The organism is Rhodanobacter humi (genome assembly GCF_041107455.1).
Lineage (GTDB): Bacteria > Pseudomonadota > Gammaproteobacteria > Xanthomonadales > Rhodanobacteraceae > Rhodanobacter_A.
Window position 1 is genome coordinate 3,735,323 of sequence record NZ_JBGBPY010000001.1, and the last position, 25,202, is coordinate 3,760,524.

21 protein-coding genes and 12 tRNA genes are annotated in these 25,202 nt (G+C 66.7%); 23 read left to right on the forward strand and 10 right to left on the reverse strand.

The features are described 5' to 3' along the window. The first annotated feature begins 17 nt into the window (after window positions 1–17). On the forward strand, window positions 18–626 hold the full coding sequence (locus AB7878_RS16565) for a YqaA family protein (protein ID WP_369495422.1): 609 nt from the start codon (window positions 18–20) through the stop codon (window positions 624–626). Window positions 627–675: 49 nt separating this feature from the next. Continuing rightward, window positions 676–1,647, forward strand: a complete 972-nt coding sequence (locus AB7878_RS16570; protein WP_439653830.1) for a peptidoglycan DD-metalloendopeptidase family protein — start codon at window positions 676–678, stop codon at window positions 1,645–1,647. A 165-nt stretch (window positions 1,648–1,812) separates the two neighbouring features. On the opposite strand, the gene AB7878_RS16575 is transcribed toward AB7878_RS16570, so the two are convergent. Beyond that, entirely contained in the window at window positions 1,813–2,187 is a 375-nt protein-coding gene (locus AB7878_RS16575; RefSeq protein WP_369495424.1) for an Mth938-like domain-containing protein, read from the reverse strand. A 6-nt stretch (window positions 2,188–2,193) separates the two neighbouring features. Further along, window positions 2,194–2,490 carry a ribosome assembly RNA-binding protein YhbY gene (gene yhbY / locus AB7878_RS16580; protein WP_369495425.1) on the reverse strand — a complete coding sequence of 99 codons (297 nt, stop codon included), beginning with the start codon at window positions 2,488–2,490 and terminating at the stop codon, window positions 2,194–2,196. A 76-nt stretch (window positions 2,491–2,566) separates the two neighbouring features. On the opposite strand from yhbY, the gene rlmE reads away from it, so the two are divergent. The 16 genes from rlmE (at window position 2,567) to AB7878_RS16660 (ending at window position 15,452) form a co-directional block, all read left to right on the forward strand. Further along, window positions 2,567–3,217 carry a 23S rRNA (uridine(2552)-2'-O)-methyltransferase RlmE gene (rlmE, locus tag AB7878_RS16585; protein WP_369495426.1) on the forward strand — a complete coding sequence of 217 codons (651 nt, stop codon included), beginning with the start codon at window positions 2,567–2,569 and terminating at the stop codon, window positions 3,215–3,217. Then, window positions 3,214–5,169, forward strand: a complete 1,956-nt coding sequence (ftsH, locus tag AB7878_RS16590; RefSeq protein ID WP_369495427.1) for an ATP-dependent zinc metalloprotease FtsH — start codon at window positions 3,214–3,216, stop codon at window positions 5,167–5,169. The genes rlmE and ftsH overlap by 4 nt, the downstream gene beginning before the upstream one ends. A 280-nt stretch (window positions 5,170–5,449) precedes the next feature. Beyond that, a tRNA-Arg gene (locus AB7878_RS16595) sits at window positions 5,450–5,526 on the forward strand. A gap of 174 nt (window positions 5,527–5,700) precedes the next feature. After that, a tRNA-Pro gene (locus AB7878_RS16600) sits at window positions 5,701–5,777 on the forward strand. 25 nt (window positions 5,778–5,802) lie between these two features. Beyond that, window positions 5,803–5,879 (forward strand) — tRNA-Arg (locus AB7878_RS16605). Between the two features lie 15 nt (window positions 5,880–5,894). Further along, window positions 5,895–5,971, forward strand: a tRNA-His gene (locus tag AB7878_RS16610). Window positions 5,972–5,984: 13 nt separating this feature from the next. Next, window positions 5,985–6,060, forward strand: a tRNA-Lys gene (locus AB7878_RS16615). 202 nt (window positions 6,061–6,262) lie between these two features. Beyond that, window positions 6,263–6,349 (forward strand) — tRNA-Leu (locus AB7878_RS16620). Window positions 6,350–6,432: 83 nt separating this feature from the next. Next, on the forward strand, window positions 6,433–7,725 hold the full coding sequence (tig, locus tag AB7878_RS16625) for a trigger factor (RefSeq protein ID WP_369495428.1): 1,293 nt from the start codon (window positions 6,433–6,435) through the stop codon (window positions 7,723–7,725). A gap of 84 nt (window positions 7,726–7,809) precedes the next feature. Continuing rightward, window positions 7,810–8,433, forward strand: coding sequence for an ATP-dependent Clp endopeptidase proteolytic subunit ClpP (gene clpP / locus AB7878_RS16630; RefSeq protein WP_367852678.1), 624 nt, complete (start codon window positions 7,810–7,812; stop codon window positions 8,431–8,433). 169 nt (window positions 8,434–8,602) lie between these two features. Then, window positions 8,603–9,895 carry an ATP-dependent Clp protease ATP-binding subunit ClpX gene (clpX, locus tag AB7878_RS16635; protein ID WP_369495429.1) on the forward strand — a complete coding sequence of 431 codons (1,293 nt, stop codon included), beginning with the start codon at window positions 8,603–8,605 and terminating at the stop codon, window positions 9,893–9,895. A gap of 224 nt (window positions 9,896–10,119) precedes the next feature. Then, the gene (gene lon / locus AB7878_RS16640; protein ID WP_369495430.1) at window positions 10,120–12,609 is read left to right on the forward strand and encodes an endopeptidase La; all 2,490 of its coding nucleotides are present in this window, start codon (window positions 10,120–10,122) and stop codon (window positions 12,607–12,609) included. Window positions 12,610–12,949: 340 nt separating this feature from the next. Beyond that, window positions 12,950–13,222, forward strand: a complete 273-nt coding sequence (hbs, locus tag AB7878_RS16645) for a non-specific DNA-binding protein Hbs (RefSeq protein WP_077483600.1) — start codon at window positions 12,950–12,952, stop codon at window positions 13,220–13,222. A 19-nt stretch (window positions 13,223–13,241) separates the two neighbouring features. Further along, window positions 13,242–13,316 (forward strand) — tRNA-Val (locus tag AB7878_RS16650). 9 nt (window positions 13,317–13,325) lie between these two features. Continuing rightward, window positions 13,326–13,402: transfer RNA gene (locus AB7878_RS16655), tRNA-Asp, on the forward strand. 145 nt (window positions 13,403–13,547) lie between these two features. Further along, window positions 13,548–15,452, forward strand: coding sequence for a SurA N-terminal domain-containing protein (locus AB7878_RS16660; RefSeq protein WP_369495431.1), 1,905 nt, complete (start codon window positions 13,548–13,550; stop codon window positions 15,450–15,452). 94 nt (window positions 15,453–15,546) lie between these two features. On the opposite strand, the gene AB7878_RS16665 is transcribed toward AB7878_RS16660, so the two are convergent. After that, window positions 15,547–16,791, reverse strand: a complete 1,245-nt coding sequence (locus tag AB7878_RS16665) for a transglycosylase SLT domain-containing protein (protein WP_369495432.1) — start codon at window positions 16,789–16,791, stop codon at window positions 15,547–15,549. Next, the gene (gloB, locus tag AB7878_RS16670) at window positions 16,788–17,555 is read right to left on the reverse strand and encodes a hydroxyacylglutathione hydrolase (RefSeq protein ID WP_369495433.1); all 768 of its coding nucleotides are present in this window, start codon (window positions 17,553–17,555) and stop codon (window positions 16,788–16,790) included. Before gloB ends, AB7878_RS16665 begins: the two co-directional genes overlap by 4 nt. 245 nt (window positions 17,556–17,800) lie before the next feature. Here gloB and AB7878_RS16675 point away from each other — a divergent pair, with 245 nt between their 5' ends. The 3 genes from AB7878_RS16675 to dnaQ are packed head-to-tail and all read left to right on the forward strand — an operon-like array spanning window position 17,801 to window position 19,686. After that, entirely contained in the window at window positions 17,801–18,484 is a 684-nt protein-coding gene (locus tag AB7878_RS16675) for a methyltransferase domain-containing protein (RefSeq protein WP_369495434.1), read from the forward strand. Window positions 18,485–18,496: 12 nt separating this feature from the next. Further along, entirely contained in the window at window positions 18,497–18,946 is a 450-nt protein-coding gene (gene rnhA, locus AB7878_RS16680) for a ribonuclease HI (protein ID WP_369495435.1), read from the forward strand. Further along, a complete protein-coding gene (gene dnaQ / locus AB7878_RS16685) occupies window positions 18,943–19,686 on the forward strand; it encodes a DNA polymerase III subunit epsilon (protein ID WP_369495436.1) in 744 nt (247 codons plus the stop codon). Before rnhA ends, dnaQ begins: the two co-directional genes overlap by 4 nt. Here dnaQ and AB7878_RS16690 read toward each other — a convergent pair. From AB7878_RS16690 to ppsA, 3 genes are all read right to left on the reverse strand, one after another. Further along, window positions 19,678–20,379, reverse strand: coding sequence for a PP2C family protein-serine/threonine phosphatase (locus AB7878_RS16690; protein WP_369495437.1), 702 nt, complete (start codon window positions 20,377–20,379; stop codon window positions 19,678–19,680). The genes dnaQ and AB7878_RS16690 overlap by 9 nt on opposite strands. Window positions 20,380–20,617: 238 nt before the next feature. Further along, window positions 20,618–20,707, reverse strand: a tRNA-Ser gene (locus tag AB7878_RS16695). A gap of 96 nt (window positions 20,708–20,803) precedes the next feature. Then, window positions 20,804–23,176 (reverse strand): phosphoenolpyruvate synthase, encoded by a 2,373-nt coding sequence (gene ppsA / locus AB7878_RS16700; protein WP_369495438.1) that lies wholly within the window; start codon window positions 23,174–23,176, stop codon window positions 20,804–20,806. 232 nt (window positions 23,177–23,408) lie between these two features. Between ppsA and ppsR the strand changes: the two genes are divergently transcribed. Beyond that, window positions 23,409–24,224, forward strand: coding sequence for a posphoenolpyruvate synthetase regulatory kinase/phosphorylase PpsR (ppsR, locus tag AB7878_RS16705; protein WP_369495439.1), 816 nt, complete (start codon window positions 23,409–23,411; stop codon window positions 24,222–24,224). A gap of 22 nt (window positions 24,225–24,246) precedes the next feature. Then, window positions 24,247–24,705, forward strand: a complete 459-nt coding sequence (locus AB7878_RS16710) for a DUF1249 domain-containing protein (protein WP_077483610.1) — start codon at window positions 24,247–24,249, stop codon at window positions 24,703–24,705. 59 nt (window positions 24,706–24,764) lie between these two features. Here AB7878_RS16710 and AB7878_RS16715 read toward each other — a convergent pair. From AB7878_RS16715 to AB7878_RS16725, 3 genes are all read right to left on the reverse strand, one after another. Continuing rightward, a tRNA-Asp gene (locus AB7878_RS16715) sits at window positions 24,765–24,841 on the reverse strand. A 40-nt stretch (window positions 24,842–24,881) separates the two neighbouring features. After that, window positions 24,882–24,957 (reverse strand) — tRNA-Glu (locus AB7878_RS16720). 69 nt (window positions 24,958–25,026) lie between these two features. Then, window positions 25,027–25,102, reverse strand: a tRNA-Ala gene (locus AB7878_RS16725). Window positions 25,103–25,202 lie beyond the last annotated feature (100 nt).

The following is a 25,202-nucleotide window of genomic DNA, read 5'->3' on the forward strand; positions in this document are numbered from 1 at the left end:
GCCAAGGAAACCCGTTAATGCGCCTGTTCGGCAAGCTCTATGCCCGCGCCCTGGTGTGGGCACGCCATCCGCACGCGATCCGCTACCTGTGCGCGCTCAGCTTCTTCGAAGCCTTCATCTTCCCGATCATGCCGGAGGTGATGCTGGCGCCGATGATGCTGGGCAAGCGGCATCGGGCGTTCTTCTACGCCAACCTCAGCCTCGCGTTCTCGCTGCTGGGCTCGCTGGTCGGTTACGCGCTGGGGCACTGGGCGTTCGCGGCGCTGAAGCCGCTGCTGGACACGCTGCACCTGCTGGCGCCGATCGACCAAGGCGTGGCTAGTCTGCGTACGCAGATGGCGGAGCATCGCTGGGGGCTTTACGGCGTGCTGATCCTCGCCGCGCTGCAGCCAGTGGTGCCGATGAAGTTCGTGACCTGGGCCTCGGGCATCGTGGGCGTGCCGGTGCTGCCCTTCCTCGGCTGCGTGGCGCTGGGGCGCGGCAAGCGCGTGTGGCTGCTCGCGCTGCTGATCTGGCTGTTCGGCGAGCGCGCCGAACACTTGCTGCACAAGTACATCGAGTGGATCGGCTGGATCGTGCTGGTGCTGCTGGGCCTGCTGCTGGCGTGGTGGATCTGGCGGCATTGAGCCTCGCGGGCACGCCGCGCGTCGCATGAAAAAACAGGGGGGCCTCGCTATGCTGGCGCGCATGAATCGACACCTCGCCCCGTGGCTGCTCGCCGTCGCCTTGCTGGCGTTGTCCGCCTGCAGCACCGTGGTGGTGGAGCCGGCCACGGGCCAAGGCGGCCGTCGTGCCGTCCCGGTCGTGGCGCACACGCCGGTACCCGGCGGCAGCTACGCGGTGGCGAAGGGCGACACCTTGTATTCGATCGCCTTCCGCAAGGGCGTGGATTTCCGCGACCTGGCGAAATGGAACGACATCGCCGCGCCCTACACGATCTGGCCTGGCCAGCATTTGCGCCTGTCGCCTCCGCCGGGCGGCGCGCCAAGCCCGCACGCAGCCGTGGCCACGACGGAAAAGGCGAGGCCGACGCCCGCAGCCGCGGCTCCGTCGGTTCCCGTGTTCGAGAGCGTGCCGGCACCGGCTTCGGCGCCGCCGGCGAGCCCCCATGTGTCGACGGCGACCGGGCCGGCTACCGCCCGGGCCGTGCATGCGCCGACCGTCGCAGCCGCGCCGGCCACGGCCGTGAGCACCGAAGTGCCGGTGGCGGGAGAGCCGAAGGCGGCCGTGCCGCCGCCGGCCCCGGCGGTGGCGAGCGGCGGTTCGCGCGCGGCGGGCGGCGTGAGCTGGCACTGGCCGGCCGACGGCCAGATCATCAAGCGTTTCACGCCCGGCGACGCGGTGCCGGGCATCGAGATCGCCGGCAAGGCGGGCGATCCGGTGCGCGCTGCGGCCGATGGCGTGGTGGTGTACAGCGGCAACGGCCTGGTTGGCTACGGCGAACTGGTCATCATCAAGCACAACGACAGCCTGCTGTCGGCCTACGGGCACAACAGCAAGCGACTGGTGAAGGAAGGCCAGCGCGTCAGCGCCGGCCAGCAGATCGCCGAGATGGGTTCCAGCGGCGCCTCGCGCGTCGAGCTGGGCTTCCAGATCCGCAAGGACGGCAATCCGGTCGATCCATTGAACTACCTGCCGGCGAAGTAGCGCCCCAGGGATGGGGCGCTCGTCAGGCAATCACGAAGTGATTGCCTGACGGAGCTGAGCCGGGCGTTTCCGGCTCAGCGAGCCAGGAAAGTGCAGGAGCACTTTCCTGGCCATCAAGAACGGCTATTGGGTTGATTGTGGCGCGACGCTTGAAGCTTCCCGATGTCAGGCCGGCAGCATGAACGCAGCCACCACGCGCCGCCCCTCGCCGGCCAGCAGGTTGTAGGTGCGCGCGGCGGCGGCGTTGTCCATCACTTCCACGCCAATACCCTTGCGCAGGAAGCCGGCCATGAAGGCGGCGGCGGGAAACGCCTGGCGCGCGCCGGTACCCAGCAAGACCAGTTCCGGCTGCAGGGTGAGCAGGGCGTCGACGTGCGCGGCATCGAGCGCGCCGGCCTCATGCACCGGCCAATGCTCGACCACACGGTCGGGCGCAAGCAGGAAGCTGTCGCCGAGCTCGCGGTCGATCAGGGTGATGGCGCGTTCGCCGACCCGGCGCACGAACAGGTAACCCTCCGGGCGATCGAGCGAAAGGTCCATCAGCGATCAGCGTGGCAGGGCGATCTTCGGTTCATCGGCGTTGCGGCGGAACAGCACGGCGACGTGGCCGATCTGCTGCACCGTCTCGGCGCCGGTGCCGGCCAGCAAGGCGTCGAGCTGGGCCTGCCGCTCCTCCTTGTCGCCGCCGGAGAGCTTCACCTTGACCAGCTCGTGGATCTCCAGCGCCTGGCCGAGCTCCTTGGCCACGGCCTCGCTGGCGCCCTTGTTGCCGAGCAGGACGACGGGGTTCAGGCCATGGGAAAGGCTGCGCAGGTAACGGATCTGCGAGGGGGAGAGGGCCATGCGGCGGCTTCGATTCGCGGGGAGTGAGCGGCAAAGGGTATCATGCGCCCCGATTCCCCTGCAGTGATGCTGTCCCATGAGCCGCAGCAAGAGCAGCGCCGGCTGGCTGCGCGAACATTTCAGCGACGTCTACGTGAAGAAGGCGCAGGCCGAGGGCGTGCGCTCGCGCGCGGTCTACAAGCTGGAGGAGCTGATCGACCGCGACCGCCTGCTGAAACCCGGCATGACCGTGGTGGATCTGGGCGCGGCGCCCGGCGGCTGGTCGCAACTGGTGCGCCAGCGGCTGGGCGAGCACGGCAAGGTGTTCGCGCTGGACATCCTGCCGATGCAGGGCATCGCCGGGGTGGACTTCCTCGAAGGCGACTTCCGCGAGGAAAGCGTGCTGCGGGCGCTGGAGGCGCGGCTGGCCGGGCAGCCGGTCGATCTTGTACTGTCCGACATGGCCCCCAATATGAGTGGTGTGGCGCTGGCCGACCAGATCCGTGCGATGGACCTGGCCGAGCTTGCGCTGGATTTTTCCCGGCAGTGGCTGAAACCGGGCGGCGCGTTCCTGATCAAGCTGTTCCAGGGCGCTGGCTTCGACGATTACATTCGCAGCTTGCGCGCGGACTTCTCGCGCGTGACGATGCGTAAACCAAAGGCCTCGCGCGCACGTTCGCGCGAGGTGTACGCACTGGCGACCGGCCGCAAGGCCGTCGCCGTGCAACCGGGCGGGAACCGCGCATGAACGAAACAGCGAAAAACGTGTTGCTCTGGGTCATCATCGCGGTGGTGCTGTTCACCGTGTTCCAGAGCTTCAACCCGCACGGTGCCGGGTCGTCGAACATGGCCTACTCGAGCTTCGTGCAGAGCGTGGCCAACGGCAACGTCTCCAGCGCGGTGATCAGCGCCGACTCGCCACCCGCCATCAGCGGCAAGCTGAAGGACGGTTCGAGCTATCGCACGGTGGCGCCGATGCTGGGCTTCTCCACCAACCAGGTGGTGAAGCAGATGCAGGACAAGGGCGTGGAAGTGCGCCAGGACCCGGCCGAGGGCTTCTCGCTGCTGGGCCTGCTGGTGAGCTGGCTGCCGGTGCTGCTGATCGTGGGCGTGTTCATCTGGTTCATGCGCCAAATGCAGTCCGGCGGCGGCGGGCGCGGTGCGATGAGCTTTGGCCGTTCGCGCGCCAAATTGCAGGGCGAGGACCAGATCAAGGTCAACTTCAGCGACGTGGCCGGTTGCGACGAGGCCAAGGAGGAGGTCGGCGAGCTGGTCGAGTTCCTGCGCGATCCGTCCAAGTTCCAGAAGCTGGGCGGCAAGATCCCGCGCGGCGTGCTGATGGTGGGCCCACCCGGTACCGGCAAGACCCTGCTGGCCAAGGCCATCGCGGGCGAGGCCAAGGTGCCGTTCTTCGCGATCTCCGGCTCGGACTTCGTGGAGATGTTCGTCGGCGTCGGCGCCAGTCGCGTGCGCGACATGTTCGAGCAGGCCAAGAAGCATGCGCCCTGCATCATCTTCATCGACGAGATCGACGCGGTCGGCCGCCATCGCGGCGCCGGCCTCGGCGGCGGTCATGACGAGCGCGAGCAGACGCTGAACCAGTTGCTGGTCGAGATGGACGGTTTCGAGGGCTCGGAAGGCATCATCGTGATCGCCGCGACGAACCGCCCCGACGTGCTCGATCCCGCGTTGCTGCGTCCGGGTCGCTTCGATCGCCAGGTGGTGGTGGGCCTGCCCGACGTGCGCGGCCGCGAGCAGATCCTCAAGGTGCACATGCGCAAGGTGCCGACCGCCAGCGACGTCGACGCGATGACCATCGCGCGCGGCACGCCGGGCTTCTCCGGCGCCGACCTCGCCAACCTGGTCAACGAGGCCGCGCTGTACGCCGCGCGCGAGAACGCACGCGAGGTGCGCATGGTCCACCTGGACAAGGCGCGCGACAAGATCCTGATGGGCACCGAGCGTCGCTCGATGGCGATGAGCGAGGACGAGAAGAAGCTCACCGCCTTCCACGAGGCCGGCCATGCCATCGTGGGCCGCCTGGTGCCCGAGCACGACCCGGTCTACAAGGTCACCATCATCCCGCGCGGCCGTGCACTGGGCGTCACCATGTACCTGCCGGAAGGCGACAAGTACAGCATGAACAAGGTGGCGATCGAGTCGCAGCTGTGCTCGCTGTACGGCGGCCGTGTGGCCGAGGAGCTGATCTTCGGCACCGACAAGGTCACCACCGGCGCATCGAACGACATCGAGCGGGCCACCAAGATGGCGCGCAACATGGCCACCAAGTGGGGTCTCTCCGACGAACTCGGCCCGATAACCTACGGCGAGGACGAAGATGAGGTGTTCCTGGGTCGCTCGGTGACCCAGCACAAGAGCATCTCCAACGAGACCGCGAGCAAGATCGACGAGGTGGTGCGCGGCATCCTCGATCGCGCCTACGCCCGCAGCACGCAGCTGCTGACCGACAACCTCGACAAGCTGCACGCGATGGCCGAGGCGCTGCTGCAGTACGAGACGATCGACGCGCACCAGATCGACGACATCATGGCCGGCCGCCAGCCGGGTCCGCCCGCCGACTGGAACCGCAACACCAGCGGCGGCTCCACGCCGCCCCCGCCCCCGCCGAAGGGCGGAGATCCCACGCTGGGCAAGGTGGGCGATCCGGCGACCCAGAACCGCTCCGGCCTGGATGCCTGAATCGGACGTCTGGACGTCCATACGATCGAGAGCGGCGGATCATGCGAAGGGAGCGGCGACGTCCGCTCCCTTCGTCGTTTGCGCATCGCCGGAATCGCGCCATCGGTCGCCGAGCTCGACGGGGCCTTCGCGTGACGAAGTGCGGCGAGGGCAGGGTGCCGGTAACGCATGTGAAAAAATATTCACGAAAGGTGTTGACCTTCGCGGCACGACCCTGAATAATTCCGCTCCTCGCTTCGGCGGTTCGGGAAACCGGTCGACGGAGTGGCAAGTTCAGTGCGCGCCCGTAGCTCAGTTGGATAGAGTACCTGGCTACGAACTAGGTGGTCGGGAGTTCGAATCTCTCCGGGCGCGCCATTTTGTACTGCAAGGCGTGGTGTTCGCGCTTCGTCTTGCTTCCGCGGAACAGGCGATGTGCCGATGCCGTGGACGGTGGGCAAGGTGCCCTGAGCGATGCTTGCGGATTGACGGTTGGCATGGTCGCCCGTAGCATTCCAAGGCTCCGTTGATGAAGGCTGTCGCGGGCTCGTTCGGGGTATAGCTCAGTCTGGTAGAGCGTTGCGTTTGGGACGCAAAAGTCGGGGGTTCGAATCCCTCTGCCCCGACCAGTTGCGTGTTCTGCCGTCGGCGTCCGCGCCTGTAGCTCAACCGGATAGAGCATCGGCCTTCTAAGCCGACGGTTGCAGGTTCGAGTCCTGTCGGGCGCACCAGTTAAGTGTTTCATGGTGGGCGTAGCTCAGCTGGTTAGAGTCCCGGATTGTGATTCCGGTTGTCGTGGGTTCGAATCCCATCGCTCACCCCAAATTGAAGTTTCAGGGCCGTTAGCTCAGTTGGTAGAGCAGTTGACTCTTAATCAATTGGTCGTAGGTTCGAATCCTACACGGCCCACCAATTTGCCAAGCGCCGACCCTTGCGGTCGGCGCTTCGTTTTTGGGCCGCGCAAAGCCGGGCCGATGTGCGCCGCATGCTTGTGCTGCGGCTTGGCGCGCCCGTACAATGAACCGCTTTAGCGCTGGGTAATCATCGACTTAGGCTGCGGCGGGGCAGATGTGGCGCGTGCGCCGTGGCTGCCTCGGCGGCCGGGCTGGGCAAGGCGAAAGTGGCGGAACTGGTAGACGCACCAGATTTAGGTTCTGGCGACCGTGAGGTCTTGCGGGTTCGAGTCCCGCCTTTCGCACCACGCCACGATGGTTTTCCGGCGCCTTAACGGTTGCCGCCAAGGCGCCCGCCGGGTGCCACAACAATCAGGTTCCAGGAGACGACATGCAGGTTTCGGTTGAGAACATCGGCACGCTCGAGCGCAAGCTCACGGTGAAGTTTCCCGCCGAGCGTTACGAGACGCAGGTGAGCGCGCGCATCGCGGAGCTGGGGCGCACGGTACGCCTGAAGGGTTTTCGTCCGGGCAAGGTGCCGGTAGCCGTCATCAAGCAGCGTTTCGGCGAGCAGGTGCGCGGCGAAGTGTTGTCCGACCTGATCGGCAGCACGCTGCGCGAGGCGGTGACGCAGGAGAAGCTGCAGCCGGTCGCGAACCCCGCGATCGACACCACCGGCAAGCCGGAGAATGGCGAGATCGCCTACACCGCCACGTTCGAGGTGATGCCCGAGTTCCCCGAAGTCGATGTCGCCACGCTGGAGATCAAGCGTCCGCAGGCCGAGGTGGCCGACGCCGATGTGGAGAAGATGCTGGAAACGCTGCGCCAGCAGCGCCGCAGCTTCGAGCTGGTCGAGCGCGCCTCGGCCGAAGGCGACTTCGTGATGTTCGAGTATGCCGCGCAGGCTGGCGACTACCGCTTCCCGGCCGAGGGCCTGGAGCGTGCGGGCAGCGTGCTGGGTTCGGGCAACCTGTTCAAGGCGCTGGACGAAGCGCTGACCGGTCGCAAGGCCGACGACAGCTACGAGGCCGACATCGAGTTCCCGGCGGACTTCCGCAACGAGAGCCTGGCCGGCAAGAGCGCCAAGGTGAGCTTCAAGATCGTCAAGGTGCAGGAGCCGAAGCTGCCGGAAGTCGACGCGGAGTTCGCCAAGCTCTTCGGCATCGCCGACGGCGACCTGGAGCATTTCCGCAAGGAAGTCCGTGCCAATCTCGAGCGCGAGCTGAAGGCCGCGCTGATGGGCCGGCTGAAGTCCGAGGTGGCCGAGAAGCTGGCCGACGCACACCTCGCGCTGGACGTGCCGAAGCTGATGGTGCAGTCCGAGGCGCAGGCGATGGCCGCGGGCAGCGTGCCGCGTGGCCAGCAGGCGCCGCCGCAGCTGGTCGAGGCCGCGCTGCCGATGGCGCGCAAGCGCGTGATCGCCGGCCTGCTGATGGGCGAGATCGCCCGCAAGCAGGAGCTGAAGATCGACCGCAAGCGCGTGGCCGAGCAGCTCGCCGCGATCGCCTCGACCTACGAGGAGCCGGAAAAGGTCATTGAACTCTACAACGGCGACCCCCAGTTGATGTCAGGGCTGCAGAACCGCGTGATGGAAGACCAGGTGGCCGAGTGGGTGGCGGAGCACGCCAATACCACCAACCTCGACCTGAGCTTCGACGAGGTGATGCGCCCCGCGGGCGCCTGACGATCAGGTATCCGCCCGCCGGGTCTGGCGCAGGCCGGACCCGGTGGCATACTTCAGGCACATCAACGAGAGAGCGCAAACACCATGGAACCGATTCAGAACCTCAACCTGGTGCCGATGGTCGTCGAGCAGACTGCCCGCGGCGAGCGCTCCTACGACATCTACTCGCGCCTGCTCAAGGAACGGGTGATCTTCCTGGTGGGCGAGGTCAACGACCAGGTGGCGAACCTGCTGGTCGCGCAGATGCTGTTCCTGGAGTCGGAGAATCCGGACAAGGACATCCACCTGTACATCAACAGCCCGGGCGGTGCGGTCACGGCGGGGCTGGCGATCTACGACACCATGCAGTACATCAAGCCCGACGTCAGCACCATGTGCATCGGCCAGGCCTGCAGCGCCGCCTCGCTGCTGCTGATGGCCGGCGCCAAGGGCAAGCGCTACTCGCTGCCGAATTCGCGCGTGATGATCCACCAGCCGTCGGGCGGCGCCCGTGGCCAGGCCACCGACATCGAGATCCAGGCGCAGGAAATCCTGTACCTGCGCCGGCGCCTGAACGACATCTACGTTCAGCACACCGGCCAGCCGCTGGAAAAGATCGAGCGCGACATGGAGCGCGACCGCTTCATGAGCGCCGAGGCGGCGCGCGAATACGGCCTGATCGACGCGGTGCTCGACCGCCGCGCCGTCGACACGGTCAAGTCGGCCTGAGAGTGTCCTTGCGATCATCCCTGATCGCGAAGGTCAAACGGGCGGCCATCCTTGGCCGCACTCTTCACGGTTGGGTCCCCAGGGCTCCGCATCTGCGGGCAGATGCGGAGCCCTGTGCTATTCTCGGCCGCAACCTGAATCACCCGGTTTCACCAGCGGAATCGAAAGTATGAGCGACGATCGGCAGGGGCGTTCCAGCGACGGCGGGAAAATTCTCTACTGCTCTTTCTGCGGCAAGAGTCAGCATGAGGTGCGCAAGCTGATCGCGGGTCCGTCCGTGTTCATCTGCGACGAGTGCGTGGAGCTGTGCAACGACATCATCCGCGAGGAGCTGGAGGAGAAGGCCGCCTCCGGCCGCACCCAGCTGCCCAAGCCCAAGGAGATCCGCGAGTCGCTCGACCAGTACGTGGTGGGCCAGACCCGCGCCAAGAAGGCGCTGGCGGTGGCGGTGTACAACCACTACAAGCGCATGGAATCGCGCCAGAAGAACGACGACATCGAGCTGGGCAAGTCCAACATCCTGCTGATCGGCCCCACCGGCTCCGGCAAGACCCTGCTCGCCGAGACGCTGGCGCGCCTGCTCAACGTGCCGTTCACCATCGCCGACGCCACCACGCTGACCGAGGCCGGTTACGTGGGCGAGGACGTCGAGAACATCATCCAGAAGCTGTTGCAGAAGTGCGACTACGACGTCGAGAAGGCGCAGTCGGGCATCGTCTACATCGACGAGATCGACAAGATCTCGCGCAAGAGCGAGAATCCGTCGATCACCCGCGACGTCTCGGGCGAGGGCGTGCAGCAGGCACTGCTGAAACTGATCGAGGGCACCCTGGCCTCGGTGCCGCCGCAGGGCGGCCGCAAGCATCCGCAGCAGGAATTCCTGCAGGTGGACACCAAGAACATCCTGTTCATCTGCGGCGGCGCGTTCGCGGGGCTGGAGAAAGTGATCCAGCAGCGCTCCGAGAACACCGGCATCGGCTTCGGCGCCGAGGTACGCAGCAAGGAGCGCACCCAGAACCTCGGCAAGACGCTGGCCGACGTGGAGCCGGCGGACCTGGTGAAGTTCGGCCTGATCCCCGAGTTCGTCGGCCGCCTGCCGGTGGTCGCCACGCTGGACGAGCTGGACGAGCCGGCGCTGGTGAAGATCCTCACCGAGCCGAGGAACGCCGTCACCAAGCAGTTCAAGAAGCTGTTCGAGATGGAAGAGGTGGAGCTGGAGTTCCGCCCCGAGGCGCTGCAGGCGATCGCCAAGAAGGCGCTCAAGCGCAAGACCGGCGCCCGCGGCCTGCGCACCATCCTCGAACAGGTGCTGCTGGACACCATGTACGAGCTGCCGTCGCTGGAGCATGTCAGCAAGGTGGTGGTGGACGACGCGGTGATCGATGGCCAGGCCGAGCCCTACCTGATCTACCGCGGCAACCTGCAGCAGCGCGTGGCGGGCGATGGCGGCGACGCCGCCTGATCGTCGCCGGCTTCACGTGAACGGCTCCGGCGTCCGCGCCGGGGCCGTTTTGTTTTGCGCGCGTCCCTCGCGCCGCACCGCCCGGCGCCCGGCAGGGCGTACGGGGCGGGCCCTGCCGTTCCCCGGCAAAGCTTGCGTACCGACGGGTTCGCCACCACTTGACGTGTCATGGTGCCCGGCGCAGTGTCGGGCTTGTCCCACCGGATTCCCGTGAGAACCCCTCGATGGCCAAGAACGCCCCTACGCCTGCCGTAATCGACACGCTACCCGTGCTGCCGCTGCGCGACGTGGTGGTCTATCCGCACATGGTCATCCCGCTGTTCGTGGGCCGCGACAAGTCCATGCGCGCGCTCGAGCGCGCGATGGAGAGTGAACGGCAGATCCTGCTGGTGGCGCAGAAGAGCCCGGACATCGACGATCCGGCGGTGGATGACCTGCAGCAGATCGGCACGCTGGCCGGCGTGCTGCAATTGCTGAAGCTGCCCGACGGCACGGTGAAGGTGCTGGTCGAGGGCCAGTCGCGTGTGTCCATCGAGGACTGCCACGAGGATGGTGGCATGCTGGTTGCACGCTCGCGCGTGATCGCGCCGGTCTACAGTGTCAAGGAGCGTGAGCTGGACGTGGTCTCGCGCACCCTGATCTCGCTGTTCGAGCAACTGGTGAAGCAGAGCCGCAAGCTCCCGCCGGAAGTGCTGGCGAGCCTGTCCGGCATCGAGGATCCCTCGCGCGTGGCCGACTCGATCGCCGCGCATCTGTCCGTGCGCATGGCGGACAAGCAGAAGGTGCTGGAAACCGCCGACGTGGGCGAGCGGCTCGAACTGCTGATCGGCCTGGTCGACGGCGAGATGGACCTGCAGCAGGTGGAGAAGCGCATCCGCGGCCGCGTCAAGTCGCAGATGGAGAAGAGCCAGCGCGAGTACTACCTCAACGAGCAGATGAAGGCGATCCAGAAGGAACTGGGCGAAGGCGAGGACGGGCCGAACGAGGTCGAGGAGCTGCAGAAGAAGATCGAGAACGCCGGCATGCCGAAGGCGGTGCTGGCCAAGGCGCGGCAGGAATTCGGCAAGCTGCGCCAGATGTCGCCGATGTCGGCCGAGGCCACGGTGGTGCGCAACTACCTGGACTGGCTGGTCGGCGTGCCGTGGAAGAAGCGCAGCAAGGTGCGCAAGGACCTGGCGCTGGCGCAGCAGGTGCTGGATGCCGACCATTTCGGCCTGGAGAAGGTCAAGGACCGCATCCTCGAATACCTCGCCGTGCAGCATCGCGTGTCGGTGATGAAGGGGCCGATCCTGTGCCTGGTCGGTCCGCCCGGTGTGGGCAAGACCTCGCTCGGCCAGTCGATCGCCAAGGCGACCAACCGGAAATTCGTGCGCATGAGCCTGGGTGGCGTGCGTGACGAGGCCGAGATTCGTGGTCATCGCCGCACCTACATCGGCTCGATGCCGGGCCGCATCGTGCAGAACCTCAACAAGTCGGGCAGCAAGAACCCGCTGTTCGTGCTGGACGAAATCGACAAGATGTCGATGGACTTCCGCGGCGATCCGTCCTCGGCGCTGCTGGAAGTGCTCGACCCCGAGCAGAACCATGCGTTCAATGACCATTATCTCGAAGTCGATCTCGACCTCTCCGAGGTGATGTGGATCGCCACCGCGAATTCGCTGAACATCCCGGGCCCGCTGCTCGACCGCATGGAGGTGATCCGCATCCCCGGCTATACCGAGGATGAGAAGCTGGCGATCGCGCAGAAGTACCTGCTGCCGAAGCAGCTCAAGGCGAACGGCCTGAAGACCGAGGAACTGAGCGTGGCGGAGGAGGCCGTACGCGACATCGTGCGCTACTACACGCGCGAGTCCGGCGTGCGCAGCCTCGAACGCGAGATCTCCAAGATCTGCCGCAAGGTGGTGAAGGAGCTCACTCTGGGCGAGGTGCGCAAGGCCAAGGGCAAGGCCAAGCCGGCCGCGGCGAAACCCGCGAAGGGCAAGGCGAAGGCCGTGGCGGCGGTGGTGGTGGATTCGGCGAATCTCGACCATTACCTCGGCGTGCGCCGCTTCGATTTCGGCCGCAAGGAACTGCAGAACGAAGTGGGCTTGGTCACCGGCCTGGCCTGGACCCAGGTGGGCGGCGAATTGCTCAGCATCGAGGCCTCGGTAGTGGCCGGCAAGGGCCGGCTGGTGCATACCGGCCAGCTCGGCGACGTGATGAAGGAATCCATCCAGGCCGCGCTGTCGGTGGTGCGCGCGCGGGTGGACTTGCTCGGCATCGATCCCGAGTTCCACCAGAAGTTCGACATCCACGTGCACGTGCCGGAGGGCGCCACACCGAAAGACGGTCCCAGCGCCGGCATCGGCATGTGCACCGCGCTGGTGTCCGCGCTCACCAAGGTGCCGGTGCGTTCGGAAGTGGCGATGACCGGCGAGATCACCCTGCGCGGGCGCGTGCTGCCGATCGGCGGTCTGAAGGAGAAACTGCTGGCCGCGCATCGCGGCGGCATCACCACGGTGATCATTCCCGAGGACAACCAGAAGGACCTGGCCGACATGCCGGCCAACATCACCTCCTCGCTGGAGATCCACCCGGTGCGCTGGATCGACGAGGTGCTGGATATCGCGCTGGAGCGCCCGCTGCAGCCGAACGAGGCGAGGCCGGAGTCGCACGCCGCGCGCGAGGAACCGGCGGACGCCGACGAGGCGGAGTCGCACGCGCGCCCTCACTGAGTCGGTTCGCACGCAAGGCGTGACAGTATCCCGAAGTGGACACGGCGCCTTGCGTTTTCATGTGTTACGGGGAATCCGCAGGCGTTGCGGGTGTTTTGTGATGCAGTCGCCGGCAATTCGCCGTCACCGCTGCATGTGGCCTGAAAACCTTGCTGCAGCTTGTATTGCGGTGTTCGGCGAGGCACTGGTATAAAGGCGAAACCGCAATCCCGGCGCCTGCTGCATGTGACCGTGATGCGGGGTTGCGTTACGGCGCCAAGCGGGTACCAACCATCCACGGCGGCTGCGTGCGCCCATGCCACGGGGCGAGCCTGCCGCAAAACGTACTAGGGAGTTTTCAATGAATAAAACCGATCTGATCAATGCCATCGCCGACAAGGCTGAACTGACCAAGGCCGACGCCGGTCGCGCGCTCGAAGCGTTCTTCGAGGTCGTGCAGAAGTCGCTGAAGAAGGGTGAGGACGTGTCGGTGGTCGGTTTCGGTACCTTCACCGTGCGCAAGCGCGCCGCCCGTACCGGTCGCAACCCGCGCACCAACGAGACGATCAAGATCAAGGCTTCGAAGGTTCCCGCCTTCAAGGCTGGCAAGACGCTCAAGGACGCCCTAAACTGAGCGGCTCACGCTCGGTTTCGGGTGCTTAGCTCAGCGGTAGAGCGCCGCCCTTACAAGGCGATGGTCGTAGGTTCGATCCCTACAGCACCCACCAGAACGATGTGGAGCGGTAGTTCAGTCGGTTAGAATGCTGGCCTGTCACGCCGGAGGTCGCGGGTTCGAGTCCCGTCCGCTCCGCCACGGTTCGCAAGGGCGCCCCTGTGGCGCCCTTGTCGTTTGGACGGCGTTCCGGGGGAATCCGCCGTGACTGGCGCCACGCCGGCACCCAATGATTCATGCAACGTGCGCCGTGTGCGCCGATCAACACTGGCAGGAAGGGTAGGCAATGCTGCAGGCAATGCGTAACAAGATGCATGGATGGCCATCCATCATCGTCCTTGGCGTGTGCGTCTTCGCGGTCGCGTTCTTCGGCATCGAGGGCTACATCATGTCCCGTGCCGAGACCTTCGTGGCGAAGGTGGGCAAGCACGAGATCAGCCAGCAGGATTTCCAGGACCGCATGAACCAGCTGCGCCAGCAGCTGAGCGCCGAGCAGGGCGACAGCTTCGATCCGGACGCGTTCGAGAAGCCGGAAATGAAGCTGAAGGTGCTGGACGGCATGATCGACCAGCAGCTGCTGTTGAAGGCGAACCAGGACTGGGGCATCCGCGTGCCCGACCAGGCCGTGCGCGACTACATCGCCGCGATCCCGGCGTTCCAGATCAATGGCCAGTTCGATCCCGCCACCTACCGCACCCTGCTGGCCGAGCAGCGCAAGACGCCCGACATGTTCCAGGACGACGTGCGCGCCTCGCTGTCCACCCAGGCGCTGCCGAACGCGATCGATGCCAGCACCATCGTCACGGACGCCGAGATCGACCACTTCCTCGACCTGCGCATGCAGCGCCGCGACATCAGCTACGCCGTGCTGCCCAGGCCGCAGCCTGCCGACGCCACCGTCACCGACACGCAGATCGCGGACTATTACAAGGCGCACCTCGCCGACTACATGAATCCCGAGCAGGTGTCGCTGCAGTACCTCGAGGTGAACGGTGCCGACTTGAAGCCGGATGCCGCGCCCAGCGACGCCGACCTGATGAAGCGCTACGAGAGCGAGAAGCAGCGCTACGTGCAGCCCGAGCAGCGCGAGGTGTCGCACATCCTCGTCAACGTGCCCGCGAACGCCACGCCCGAGCAGCAGAAGGCCGCGCTGGCCAAGGCCGACAAGATCGCCGCCGAAGCCACGCCGGAGAACTTCGCCAAGCTGGCCGCGCAGGACTCGGATGACTTGGGTTCGAAGCGCCAGGGCGGCGACCTGGGCTGGCTGCAGAAGGGCGTGACCAATGCCGCCTTCGACACCGTGATGTTCGCGCTGAAGAAGGGCGAGATCTCCAAGCCGGTGCTGACCCCGGACGGCTACGACATCCTCTGGCTGCGCGACACCCGCAGCGGCGAGGCCAAGTCCTTCGCCGAAGTGCGCGACCAGCTGCTGGCCGAGGCCACCGCGGGCGACAAGGACCGCAAGTACAACGAGGTGGCCGGCAAGTTGTCGGACAGCGCCTACCAGAACCCGTCCTCGCTGGAACCGGCCGCGCAGGCGCTGGGCCTTTCGGTCAAGACCACGGCGCTGTTCTCGCGCCAGGGCGGCGAGGGGATTGCCGCCAATCCCAAGGTGACCAAGGCGGCGTTCGCGAACGACGTGCTGGTACAGGGCAACAACTCCAACCTCATCGAGCTCGGCAACGACGACGCGGTGGTGATCCGCGTGGCGAAGCACGTGCCCGCCGCGGCCAAGCCGCTGGCCCAGGTGCATGACGAGATCGGCAAGACCATCCTGGACCAGCGCATCGCGGCGGCAGCGAAGCAGCAGGCCGATACCTTGCTCGCGCGCCTGCAGAAGGGCGAGGCGCTGGCCGCCGTGGCGGCCTCGGCCAACGCCGGCATCAAGAGCGCGAACGAGGTGGTGCGCATCCAGGCGGACGTTCCGGCGGCATTGCGCGACGAAGCCTTCCTGCTGCCGCATCCGGCCGAGGGCAAGCCGCAGTACGCCGCGGTGGACATGCACGACGGCAGCTATGCGCTGCTCGCCGTGGACAAGGTGCAGGGAGCCGATCTCTCCAAGGTCACCCCCGAGCAGCGGAACATGCTGCGCCAGCAGATGATCCAGGCCTACGGCGCGGTGGCGACCCAGGAGTTGATCAAGTCGCTGCGCAACAGCACCGAGATCAAGATCGCCAAGGACCGGATGTAAGTCCCCGGTCGATACGGCGCATGCGAAGAAGGCGGCCATGAGCCGCCTTCTTCGTCTCCGCAACTCGGTGGTTGCTGGCGGGGCGTTGGCCGGTTCAGCGCGAGGCGCCGACCTTGAGCAGCTGGCCGGGTTTGATGGCCTGTCCGTGCAGGTGGTTCCAGCGCTGCAGTTCGCTGACGCTCACCGAGTAGTGGCGGGCCAGCTGCCACAGGCTTTCGCCGGACTTCACGCGGTGTGTCCGCGCGCGCGCCGCGACCGGCTGCGCGGACTTCGCGCCGGCCGCACTCGCATCGGTGGCGTCGGTGGCGCCGATGCCGGTCGCGAACGTGGTCTCGGGCAGGCGATCGGCGCTCGCGCTGGCCGCCTGGTTCAGCAGCGCATCGCGAAACTGCTGAGCGTGGCTGACCGGCATCATCAGGTAGGAGGCGATGCTGGTGTCGGCGACGTCGTTGCGGAAGGCGGCGTTGAGGTCCTTCAACTGGTCCAGCGGCATGCCGGCGCGATCGGCGGCACGCGCCAGCGGCATCGAGTGCGGCAGCGCCACCGAGACGAGGTGCTGGCTGGGCGTCAGCGTGGGCAGGCTGACGTGGAAGCGATCGGGTTCGCGCACCACGCAGGCCATCGCCAGCAGCTTGGTGAGGTGTTCGCGGGTGATGTCGTGCACCGGCCAGCGCGGGATCGCCGGCGTCGCCGGCGGCAGGCCGTGCTGCTGGACGAGCTTGCGCGCCCGGAACTCGCCGGCGTTGTAGGCATAGTCGGTCACGCGCCAGTCGTGGAACTGCTCGTGATAGCGGCTCAGCAGCTTCATCACCGCGTCGGCGGAGGCCTGCACGTCGAGGCGACCGTCGTAATGGCGATCCACGCGCAGGCCCATGGCAGCGGCCGTGGTCGGCATGATCTGCCACATGCCGGCCGGCCGGTCACGCCGGCCGGGGATCGGGCGGAAGCCGCTCTCGACCCAGGGCAGCAGCACGAACTCGCCGGCCACGTCGTGCTCGGCGGCCACCTGCTGCACATAGGTGAGCTTGGGCAGCGCGTCGCGCACTTCCTGCTCGAAGCGCTGCGGGTTGCGCGTGTAGCGCCGCGCCCAGGACAGCACCGCGGGATCGGCATCGCAGTCGGCCATCGCGAAGCTGCCGCGCAACCGATCCCAGACATCGCTGGCCTCCGGCGCCGGTGCGGCCGTGACGGCTGGCGGCGGCGTTTCGATGGCGGCGGATGCGGGCGGAACAGGAAGTGGCCCCGGCTCGGAACGTGGCGACGGCGTGGTGGCGCAGGCGGTGAGCAGGGCCGAGAGCGCCAGTGGCAGCAGCCGCTTCGGATAAAGATGCGTGCTCATGTGCGGAACGCGTCCTTGGCCGCGCGCACGGTGGCGAAGCGGGCCGTGCGATCCGCGGGATGACCAGACTGCCGCCGGCACCAGTCGACCACGGCCGGCGCGTCGGTGCGCAGGAAGGGATTGGTCGCCAGCTCGCTGGCCATGGATACCGGCAGGCTGGGGTGCTGCCGTGTGCGCAGCGTATCCACCTCGCGCAGACGCGCCGACAAGTCGGCATTGTCCGGTTCGACCTCGCGGGCGAAGCGGCCGTTGGCGGCGGTGTATTCATGGCCGCAGCAGAGCAGGGTGTTCGCCGGCAGCGCCGCGAGGTGATCCAGCGAGGCCAGCATCTGCGCGGGCGTGCCCTCGAACAGGCGGCCGCAGCCCAGGCTGAACAAGGTATCGCCGGCCAGCAGCACGCCCTCGCCGTGGTAGGCCACGTGGCTCAGCGTATGGCCGGGCACCGCGATCACCTCGAAGCTCGCCCGCGGCTGCGACAAGGTGATGCGCTCGCCGTCGCGCACGCGCACGGTGGCCGCCTCGATGCGTGCGTCCTCGGGCGCGTACACGGGCACGTCGTGCCGCTGGCGCAGCGCCAGCGCACCGCCGACATGGTCGTGGTGATGGTGGGTCAGCAGGATCGCCCGCAGTTGCAGCTTGCGCGCGGCCAGTGCCTGTTCCACCGGAGCATCGTCGCCGGGATCGACGACGAGCGCGTGGCCCGCGTCATCGTGCAGCAACCAGATGTAATTGTCGGCCAGTGCCGGTAACGGTACGAGATGCATGGCATGCTCCGCTGCGTTGGTTCACTAACGTGCAGACGCAGCCATCCCGGCATGCGCGAACCGGGCGACTATAAACAGCCTGCCCCGGCGACTCGTTAGCATGTCGTTAATACGAGTGGTGGCGGTTCAGCGATGTGAGGCGCGTCCGCAACGGTTTGCGACGCGGTCGGCGTTGCCAAACGCTACACTGCGGGCTGGATTTCGAGGATGGCCGGGGCCGGCAGCGCCGGCGCCGGATCGAGTGCATGCCGCTTCAACGCGATCAGGACATACATGCCAGCGTCCCCCTGCGGCAGTTGCGCAGCGGACAATGGCGCAGCATGGCGCCCTTGCTGCAGCGCGAGACGGGACGACGCGCGTTGTGCATCGGCGTGGCCGACGACGACGCGGTGCCGCCGTTGCCCGACGTGACGTGGACGCGACTGTGGCTGGCGCGGGGCGGCTACGGCGGCGACCTGCGCGGCCGTGCCGACGAACCGCTGCCCTTCATCGACGAAGCCTTCGACCTGGTCTGGCTGCAGCATGCGCTGGAGCCGGCGCCGCAGGTCGCCGCGCTGCTGGCCGAGGCATGCCGCGTGCTGGCCGCCGGCGGCGTGCTGGCGGTGACCGCGGTGCATCCGCTGGGCGGCTGGGCACCCTGGTTCTGCTGGCGTGCACGGGGTCAGCGGCAATCGCTGCAGTGGCCGGGGCGCCTGCGCCAGCAGTTGCGGCGGCAAGGGCTGGAGATCGAGAGCTTGCGTCGGCTCGGCGCGGCCTGGCCTGGTGATGCGCGGCCGGCAGGTGGCGACAGCCGCTGGGGCGGCGGCTATCTGTTGCTGGCGCGCAAGCAGCGGCGCCAAGCCATTCCCCTGAAATTGCGGCCGTTGCCGGCGCGTGCGCCGGTGAACGCGCGGCTGTCGCCGGGCACGCGGCGGCACTCCGTTTCTTGACTGGAAAAATGCGTGACGACTGACGAAGTGGAAGCATTCACCGATGGCGCCTGCCTCGGCAATCCGGGGCCCGGCGGCTGGGCGGCGCTGCTGCGCACCAAGGGCCGCGAACGCCTGCTGGCCGGCGGCGAGCCCGACACCACCAACAACCGCATGGAACTGATGGCGGCGATCGGCGCGCTGGAGGCGTTGACGCGACCCTGCGCCGTGCTGCTCACCACCGATTCGCGCTACGTGATGCAGGGCATCGAGCAGTGGCTGCCGAAATGGCGCGCCAACGGTTGGCGCACCGCCGACAAGAAGCCGGTGAAGAACCAGGATCTGTGGGAGCGCCTCTCCGCGGCGAGCGGCCATCATCGCGTGCGCTGGCAATGGGTGAAGGGTCACAACGGCCACGCCGAGAATGAACGCGTGGACCAGGCTGCGCGCGAGCAGGCCGAACAGCACAGGAGCAACGCATGAGGCAGGTGGTGCTGGACACGGAAACCACCGGCCTGGAAGTGCGCCAGGGCCACCGGCTGGTGGAGATCGCCTGCGTGGAAATGGTGGGGCGCCGCCTCACCGGCCGCTACTGGCAAACCTATCTCAATCCCCAGCGAGCGATGGACGAGGGCGCCAGCCAGGTTACCGGCATCCGCGACGGCGACCTGGTCGACAAGCCCCTGTTCGCCAGCAAGGCGGACGAGTTCCTCGCCTTCGTCGACGGCGCCGAGCTGGTCATCCACAACGCCAGCTTCGACGTGGGCTTCCTCGACGCCGAACTGGCGCGGCTGGGCGAGGGCTACGGCCGCATCGGCGACCGCTGCAGCGTGCTCGACACGCTGGCGATGGCGCGCGAACGCTACCCCGGCCAGCGCAACAGCCTCGACGCGTTGTGCAAGCGCCTCGGCGTGGACAACTCGCGCCGCGACCTGCATGGCGGCTTGATCGATGCACAGTTGCTGGCCGACGTCTATCTCGCGATGACCTCGGGCCAGGTGGCGCTGGACCTGGCCTTCGAGCAGCCGCAGGAATCGGCGGCGACCACGGCGGCCGCCACGCCGCTGGTGCTGCGCGGGCGCCCCCGCGTGCTGCGTGCCTCGGCCGAGGAGGTCGCCTCGCACGAGCAACGCCTCGACGCGCTGGACAAGAGCGCGGGTGGCGTCAGCGTCTGGCGCAAGCTGGAAACGGTCGATGCGACTGTGGAGGCTGGCTTAGCTTGAGCGCACCAGGATCGCGGTGATGTTGTCCTTGCCGCCGCGATCCAGCGCGTTCAGCAGCAGCTGATCCACGCACTCCTGCGCGGCGAGGTCGGTGCGCGCCACGGTGCGCGCGATCGAGGCCGCGTCGAGATCCTCGGTCAGGCCGTCGCTGCACAGCAGGAAACCCATGCCGGGCACCACGCGGCCGTGCGCCATGCCGATGTGCAACTGGGAGGGGGCGGTCACGCCCAGCGCCTGGGTCAGCACGTTGCGTTGCGGATGCCGCGCAGTGTGCGCCGGATCCAGCTGTCCCGCCTCGACCAGCGCCTGCACCAGCGAGTGGTCGTGGCTGATCTGGCGCAGCTCACGCCCGGTGGTGTAGATGCGGCTGTCGCCCACCCAAGCTGCCTCGTAGCCATCCTCGCTCAGGCGCAAGGCCGCGATCGTGCTGCCCATCGGCATCACGTCGGCGTGGTCATGCAGTTGCGCCAGCAGATGCTCGTCGGCACCGCGAATCGCTTCGGCCAGGCTGTGTCCGCGGCTCACCAGTTCGACCACGCTGTCGCGCACCAGCGCCGAGGCCACCTCGCCGTGCAGGTGGCCGCCCATGCCGTCGGCCACCAGAAACAGGCCGAGTGCCGCGTCGACGTAATAGGTGTCCTCGTTGCGCGTGCGGCGCAATCCGACGTGGGTGGCGTGGCCGAATTCGATCATGGGTGGAGCATGGCGGATGTTGGGGGAGGGTGCAAAAGCGTGATGCTGTGCGGATGGGATGTAGATGGTGGGATTGTTCGCCCCAACCTTGGGGCTCACCCTTCCGCGCTGCGCGCTTCAGGGCCAGCCTTCGGCTGTCCAAATTCGTTCCGGACGAATTTGTCGAACCCGCGCGGCTTCTTTCACCCACCCTCTCCGCCAGACACAAAAACGCCCCGCGAGGGGGCGTTTTTGTGTCTGGCGGAGAGGGTGGGATTCGAACCCACGGTACGCTTACACGTACGCCTGATTTCGAGTCAGGTACATTCGACCACTCTGCCACCTCTCCGAAGGGGTCGCGTGGTCTGCGCGAGCCGGCGATTTTACGTGCTGGCCGAGGCCGTGGCAAGCGAGACGGGCCGGCTTGCCGCGGCGGTCGTGAGGATCAGCCGGCCTTCTTCTTGGCCAGCCGCAGCCAGGTGTCGACCACGGTGTCGGGGTTCAGCGAGACCGACTCGATGCCTTGATCCATCAGCCACTCGGCCAAGTCCGGATGGTCGCTGGGACCCTGGCCGCAGATGCCGATGTACTTGCCCTTGGCGCGGGCGGTCTTGATCGCCATCGCCAGCAGCTTCTTCACCGCCGGGTCGCGCTCGTCGAACAGGCTGGCGACGATGCTGGAATCGCGATCGAGACCGAGCGTGAGCTGGGTAAGATCGTTGGAGCCGATCGAGAAGCCGTCGAAGATCTCCAGGAACTCCTCGGCAAGCAGGGCGTTGGAGGGCACCTCGCACATCATGATGACCTTGAGGCCGTGCTCGCCTTGCTTGAGGTGGTTCTTCGCCAGCACGTCGATCACCTTGCGGCCTTCGTCGAGCGTGCGCACGAACGGAATCATCACCCACACGTTGTCCAGGCCCATCGTCTCGCGCACGCGCTTGACCGCCTTGCACTCCAGTCCGAACGCCTCAGCGAAGCTGGGGTCGACGTAGCGGCTGGCGCCACGGAAGCCGATCATCGGGTTTTCTTCATGCGGCTCGTAACGCGAGCCGCCGAGCAGGTTCGCGTATTCGTTGGACTTGAAGTCGCTCATGCGCACGATCACCGGCTTCGGGTACACCGAGGCGGCGATGGTGGCGATGCCCTCGGCGAGGCGGTCGACGTAGAACTCGACCGGGCCGGGGTAGCCGGCGATGCGTTCATCGATCTTCGTCTTGGTCTCGGCATCCTGCCTGGCGTACTCCAGCAGCGCCTTCGGATGCACGCCGATGTGGCTGGCGATGATCATTTCCAGGCGGGCCAGGCCGATGCCGGCGTTCGGCAGCATGCCGAAGTCGAACGCGCGCTCGGGGTTGGCCACGTTCATCATGATCTTCAGCGGCGCCTCGGGCATCGCGCCGAGGTCGGCGGTGATGCGCTCGAACTTCAGCTGGCCCGCGTAGATCGTGCCGGTGTCGCCCTCGGCGCAGGACACGGTGACCTCGGCGCCGTCAGGAATGAGTTCCAGCGCGTTGCCGGTGCCGACCACCGCCGGCACGCCCAGTTCGCGCGCGATGATCGCGGCGTGGCAGGTGCGGCCGCCGCGGTTGGTGACGATGGCGCTGGCGCGCTTCATCACCGGCTCCCAGTCGGGGTCGGTCATGTCGGCCACCAGCACGTCGCCGGCCTGCACCTTGTTCATGTCGGCCAGCGAGCGGATCACGCGCGCCTTGCCAGCGCCGATCTTCTGGCCGATCGCGCGGCCCTCGGCCAGTACCTTGCCCTTCTCGCTGAGGTGGAAGCGTTCGAGTTGGGTGGCATGGGCGCGCGACTTCACCGTCTCCGGGCGCGCCTGCACGATGTAGAGCTTGCCGGTGTGACCGTCCTTCGCCCACTCGATGTCCATCGGGCGGCCGTAGTGCTGCTCGATGATCAGCGCCTGGCGGGCGAGTTCCTGCACGTCCTCGTCGTTGATGCAGAACTTGTGGCGCAACTCGGCCGGGGTGTCCTCGGTCTTGACGCGCTCGCCGGGCTGGTCCGAATACACCATGCGCAGCTGCTTGGCGCCGAGATTGCGGCGCAGCACCGCGGGCTTTCCGGCCTTCAACGTAGGCTTGAACACGTAGAACTCGTCGGGGTTCACCGCGCCTTGCACGACCATCTCGCCGAGGCCGTAGCTGCCGGTGACGAACACCACGTCGCGGAAGCCCGACTCGGTGTCCAGCGTGAACAGCACGCCCGCGGCGCCCACGTCCGAGCGCACCATCAGCTGCACGCCTGCGGAGAGGAACACGTTCTCGTGGGCGAAGCCCTGGTGTACGCGATAGGCGATGGCGCGGTCGTTGTACAGCGAGGCGAAGACTTCCTTCACCTTGTGCAGCACGTCCTCGATGCCGACCACGTTGAGGAAGGTTTCCTGCTGGCCGGCGAAGGAAGCGTCAGGCAGGTCTTCCGCCGTCGCGGAGGAGCGCACGGCCACGGCGATGTTGTTGGCGCCGGCGTCCCTGCACAGCTTGGCGTAGGCGTCGCGGATCGCCTGGTCGAGCTCGGCCGGCAGCGGCGTCTCGGTGACCCACTCGCGGATTTCCTTGCCCGCCTTGGTCAGCGCGTCCACGTCGTCCACGTTGAGGTCGGCGAGACGCGCCTGGATGCGTTTGGCCACGCCGCTCTTTTCCAGGTACTGCTGGAACGCGTCGGCCGTGGTGGCGAAGCCGCCGGGCACCGAGACACCGAGCTTGGCGAGGTTGCCGATCATCTCGCCCAGCGAGGCGTTCTTGCCACCGACCTTGCCGAGGTCGGTCATGCGCAGTTGGTCGAGCCAAAGCACCAGATGGTTCAAGGGTGTCTCCTCAGGAAGCGCCGCAACGAGTGGAATGGTCACAAAGCAAAGGCCCGAAGCGGGCCGCAAAGGATTGGTATTGTCCGCTGTCGATGGTGCATGGCACAAGAAGACCAATGCCGTCCGGCGCCGAGCCAACTGCATACCAGTCAGGCGCCGGTCAAGCGGCGACAGCTTCCGGACCTTGCGATATGGTGCGCAGCAGGCAGGCGCCACGACCCTTGGACTCCCCATGCAGCGCACGGTTTTCTTCATCTCCGACTCCACCGGCATCACCGCGGAGACGATCGGCAACAGCATCCTCGCGCAGTTCGAGGGGGTGCGTTTCGACAAGCACCGCTTGCCCTTCATCGACGACGCGGCCAAGGCCGAGGCGGCCACGCTGCGCATCAAGACGCACTACGCCAAGAGCGGCGAGCGGCCGATCGTGGTCAACACCATGGCCGACCGCGCGCTGTGCGACATCGTGGCCGCCAGCGGCGCGTTGATGCTGGACGTGTTCGCGCCGTTCATCGGGCCGCTGGAAGCAGAATTGGGCACCAAACGTTCCGGCGCGGTGAACCGCTCGCACGGCCTGGTGGATTTCGACAAGTACGAGGCGCGCATCAACGCCACGAACTACGCGCTGTCGCACGACGACGGCATCGACGTGGACTACGCGCAGGCCGACCTGATCCTGGTCGGCGTGTCGCGCTCGGGCAAGACACCGACCTGCCTGTACATGGCCTTGCATTACGGTGTCAGCGCCGCCAACTATCCGCTGACCGACGAGGATCTGGAAAAACTGGAGTTGCCGGCGCGCCTGCGGCCGTACCGCGACCGTCTGTTCGGGCTCACCATCGAGCCCGTGCGGCTGGCGCAGATCCGCGAGCAGCGTCGCGCGGGCAGCCGCTATGCCACGATCAAGCAATGCCGCTGGGAGCTGGAGCAGGCCGATCGGCTGATGCGCCAGGCCGGCATACCGTCCCTCAACACCACGCACGTGTCGATCGAGGAGATCGCGAGCAAGATCTTCGCCAGCTTCGGCATCGAGCGCACCATGTACTGAAACCAGGAGCAGCAGCGTCCCCATGAGTGCCGTACTCGACGACCGCCACAGCCTGTTGCCGGGACGCTTCGAGTTCCTGATGGGCCTGTATGCGGAGAACTACCATCGGCTGACGCGGCTGTTCGCGCCGCAGCAGCTGGCGCCGGGGAGTTACGTGTCGGACGTGGACGACGGGCTCAACGTGCACCTGGCGGTGCAGGAACGCCATCCCTACACGCTGGAACTGGAACTCACCTACGGTTTCGTCGATGCGCACACCGGTCACCGCGCGCCGTCGGCGCAGTTGCGCATGTACACCGACGCCCATGTGGCCGAGGCGCTGCATTGCCATCCCGGGCGACACCTGTGGCAGGTGCTCGGACCATTTGCGCCGGCGCACACGGTGTTCCAGCATCGCCTGCAGATGAACGGTTTTCTCGCGCGCTGGCTGGAATACCTGGCGGAGCAGGGGCATTCCGTCGGTACGCTTGAGATGTCTTGATGCAACCCCGGATACAACCCAACAAAAAAGCCGCCCGAAGGCGGCTTTCTTGTTGATCGTGGCGGAGCGGACGGGACTCGAACCCGCGACCTCCGGCGTGACAGGCCAGCATTCTAACCGACTGAACTACCGCTCCACATGTGTTTCCAGCAAACGTAACAGCGCGTACCGAATCTTGGCGTCCCCACGGGGATTCGAACCCCGGTCGCCACCGTGAAAGGGTGATGTCCTAGGCCTCTAGACGATGGGGACGTTGCTTTTTCGGAAAGTCCGCACATGAAAGTGCGGTCTCTCGCAAAGGACTTGCGTTGAATCAAACCCTGGTGGAGCCAGGCGGGATCGAACCGCCGACCTCCTGCATGCCATGCAGGCGCTCTCCCAGCTGAGCTATGGCCCCGCCGCTGGAAGCCGCAAAGAATAGGCGGGGGTCGCATTTCCGTCAAGCTTTTTTTCAAGAAATTTTCACGTGCTCGCCGACGTCGAATCGGCGAGCTTCG

Coding starts and splice junctions, on each gene's coding strand:
- AB7878_RS16565 (WP_369495422.1), top strand. CDS start 18: ATGCGCCTGTTCGGCAAGCTCTATGCCCGCGCCCTGGTGTGGGCACGC.
- AB7878_RS16570 (WP_439653830.1), top strand. CDS start 676: ATGCTGGCGCGCATGAATCGACACCTCGCCCCGTGGCTGCTCGCCGTC.
- AB7878_RS16575 (WP_369495424.1), bottom strand. CDS start 2,187: ATGGACCTTTCGCTCGATCGCCCGGAGGGTTACCTGTTCGTGCGCCGG.
- yhbY (WP_369495425.1), bottom strand. CDS start 2,490: ATGGCCCTCTCCCCCTCGCAGATCCGTTACCTGCGCAGCCTTTCCCAT.
- rlmE (WP_369495426.1), top strand. CDS start 2,567: ATGAGCCGCAGCAAGAGCAGCGCCGGCTGGCTGCGCGAACATTTCAGC.
- ftsH (WP_369495427.1), top strand. CDS start 3,214: ATGAACGAAACAGCGAAAAACGTGTTGCTCTGGGTCATCATCGCGGTG.
- tig (WP_369495428.1), top strand. CDS start 6,433: ATGCAGGTTTCGGTTGAGAACATCGGCACGCTCGAGCGCAAGCTCACG.
- clpP (WP_367852678.1), top strand. CDS start 7,810: ATGGAACCGATTCAGAACCTCAACCTGGTGCCGATGGTCGTCGAGCAG.
- clpX (WP_369495429.1), top strand. CDS start 8,603: ATGAGCGACGATCGGCAGGGGCGTTCCAGCGACGGCGGGAAAATTCTC.
- lon (WP_369495430.1), top strand. CDS start 10,120: ATGGCCAAGAACGCCCCTACGCCTGCCGTAATCGACACGCTACCCGTG.
- hbs (WP_077483600.1), top strand. CDS start 12,950: ATGAATAAAACCGATCTGATCAATGCCATCGCCGACAAGGCTGAACTG.
- AB7878_RS16660 (WP_369495431.1), top strand. CDS start 13,548: ATGCTGCAGGCAATGCGTAACAAGATGCATGGATGGCCATCCATCATC.
- AB7878_RS16665 (WP_369495432.1), bottom strand. CDS start 16,791: ATGAGCACGCATCTTTATCCGAAGCGGCTGCTGCCACTGGCGCTCTCG.
- gloB (WP_369495433.1), bottom strand. CDS start 17,555: ATGCATCTCGTACCGTTACCGGCACTGGCCGACAATTACATCTGGTTG.
- AB7878_RS16675 (WP_369495434.1), top strand. CDS start 17,801: ATGCCGCTTCAACGCGATCAGGACATACATGCCAGCGTCCCCCTGCGG.
- dnaQ (WP_369495436.1), top strand. CDS start 18,943: ATGAGGCAGGTGGTGCTGGACACGGAAACCACCGGCCTGGAAGTGCGC.
- AB7878_RS16690 (WP_369495437.1), bottom strand. CDS start 20,379: ATGATCGAATTCGGCCACGCCACCCACGTCGGATTGCGCCGCACGCGC.
- ppsR (WP_369495439.1), top strand. CDS start 23,409: ATGCAGCGCACGGTTTTCTTCATCTCCGACTCCACCGGCATCACCGCG.
- AB7878_RS16710 (WP_077483610.1), top strand. CDS start 24,247: ATGAGTGCCGTACTCGACGACCGCCACAGCCTGTTGCCGGGACGCTTC.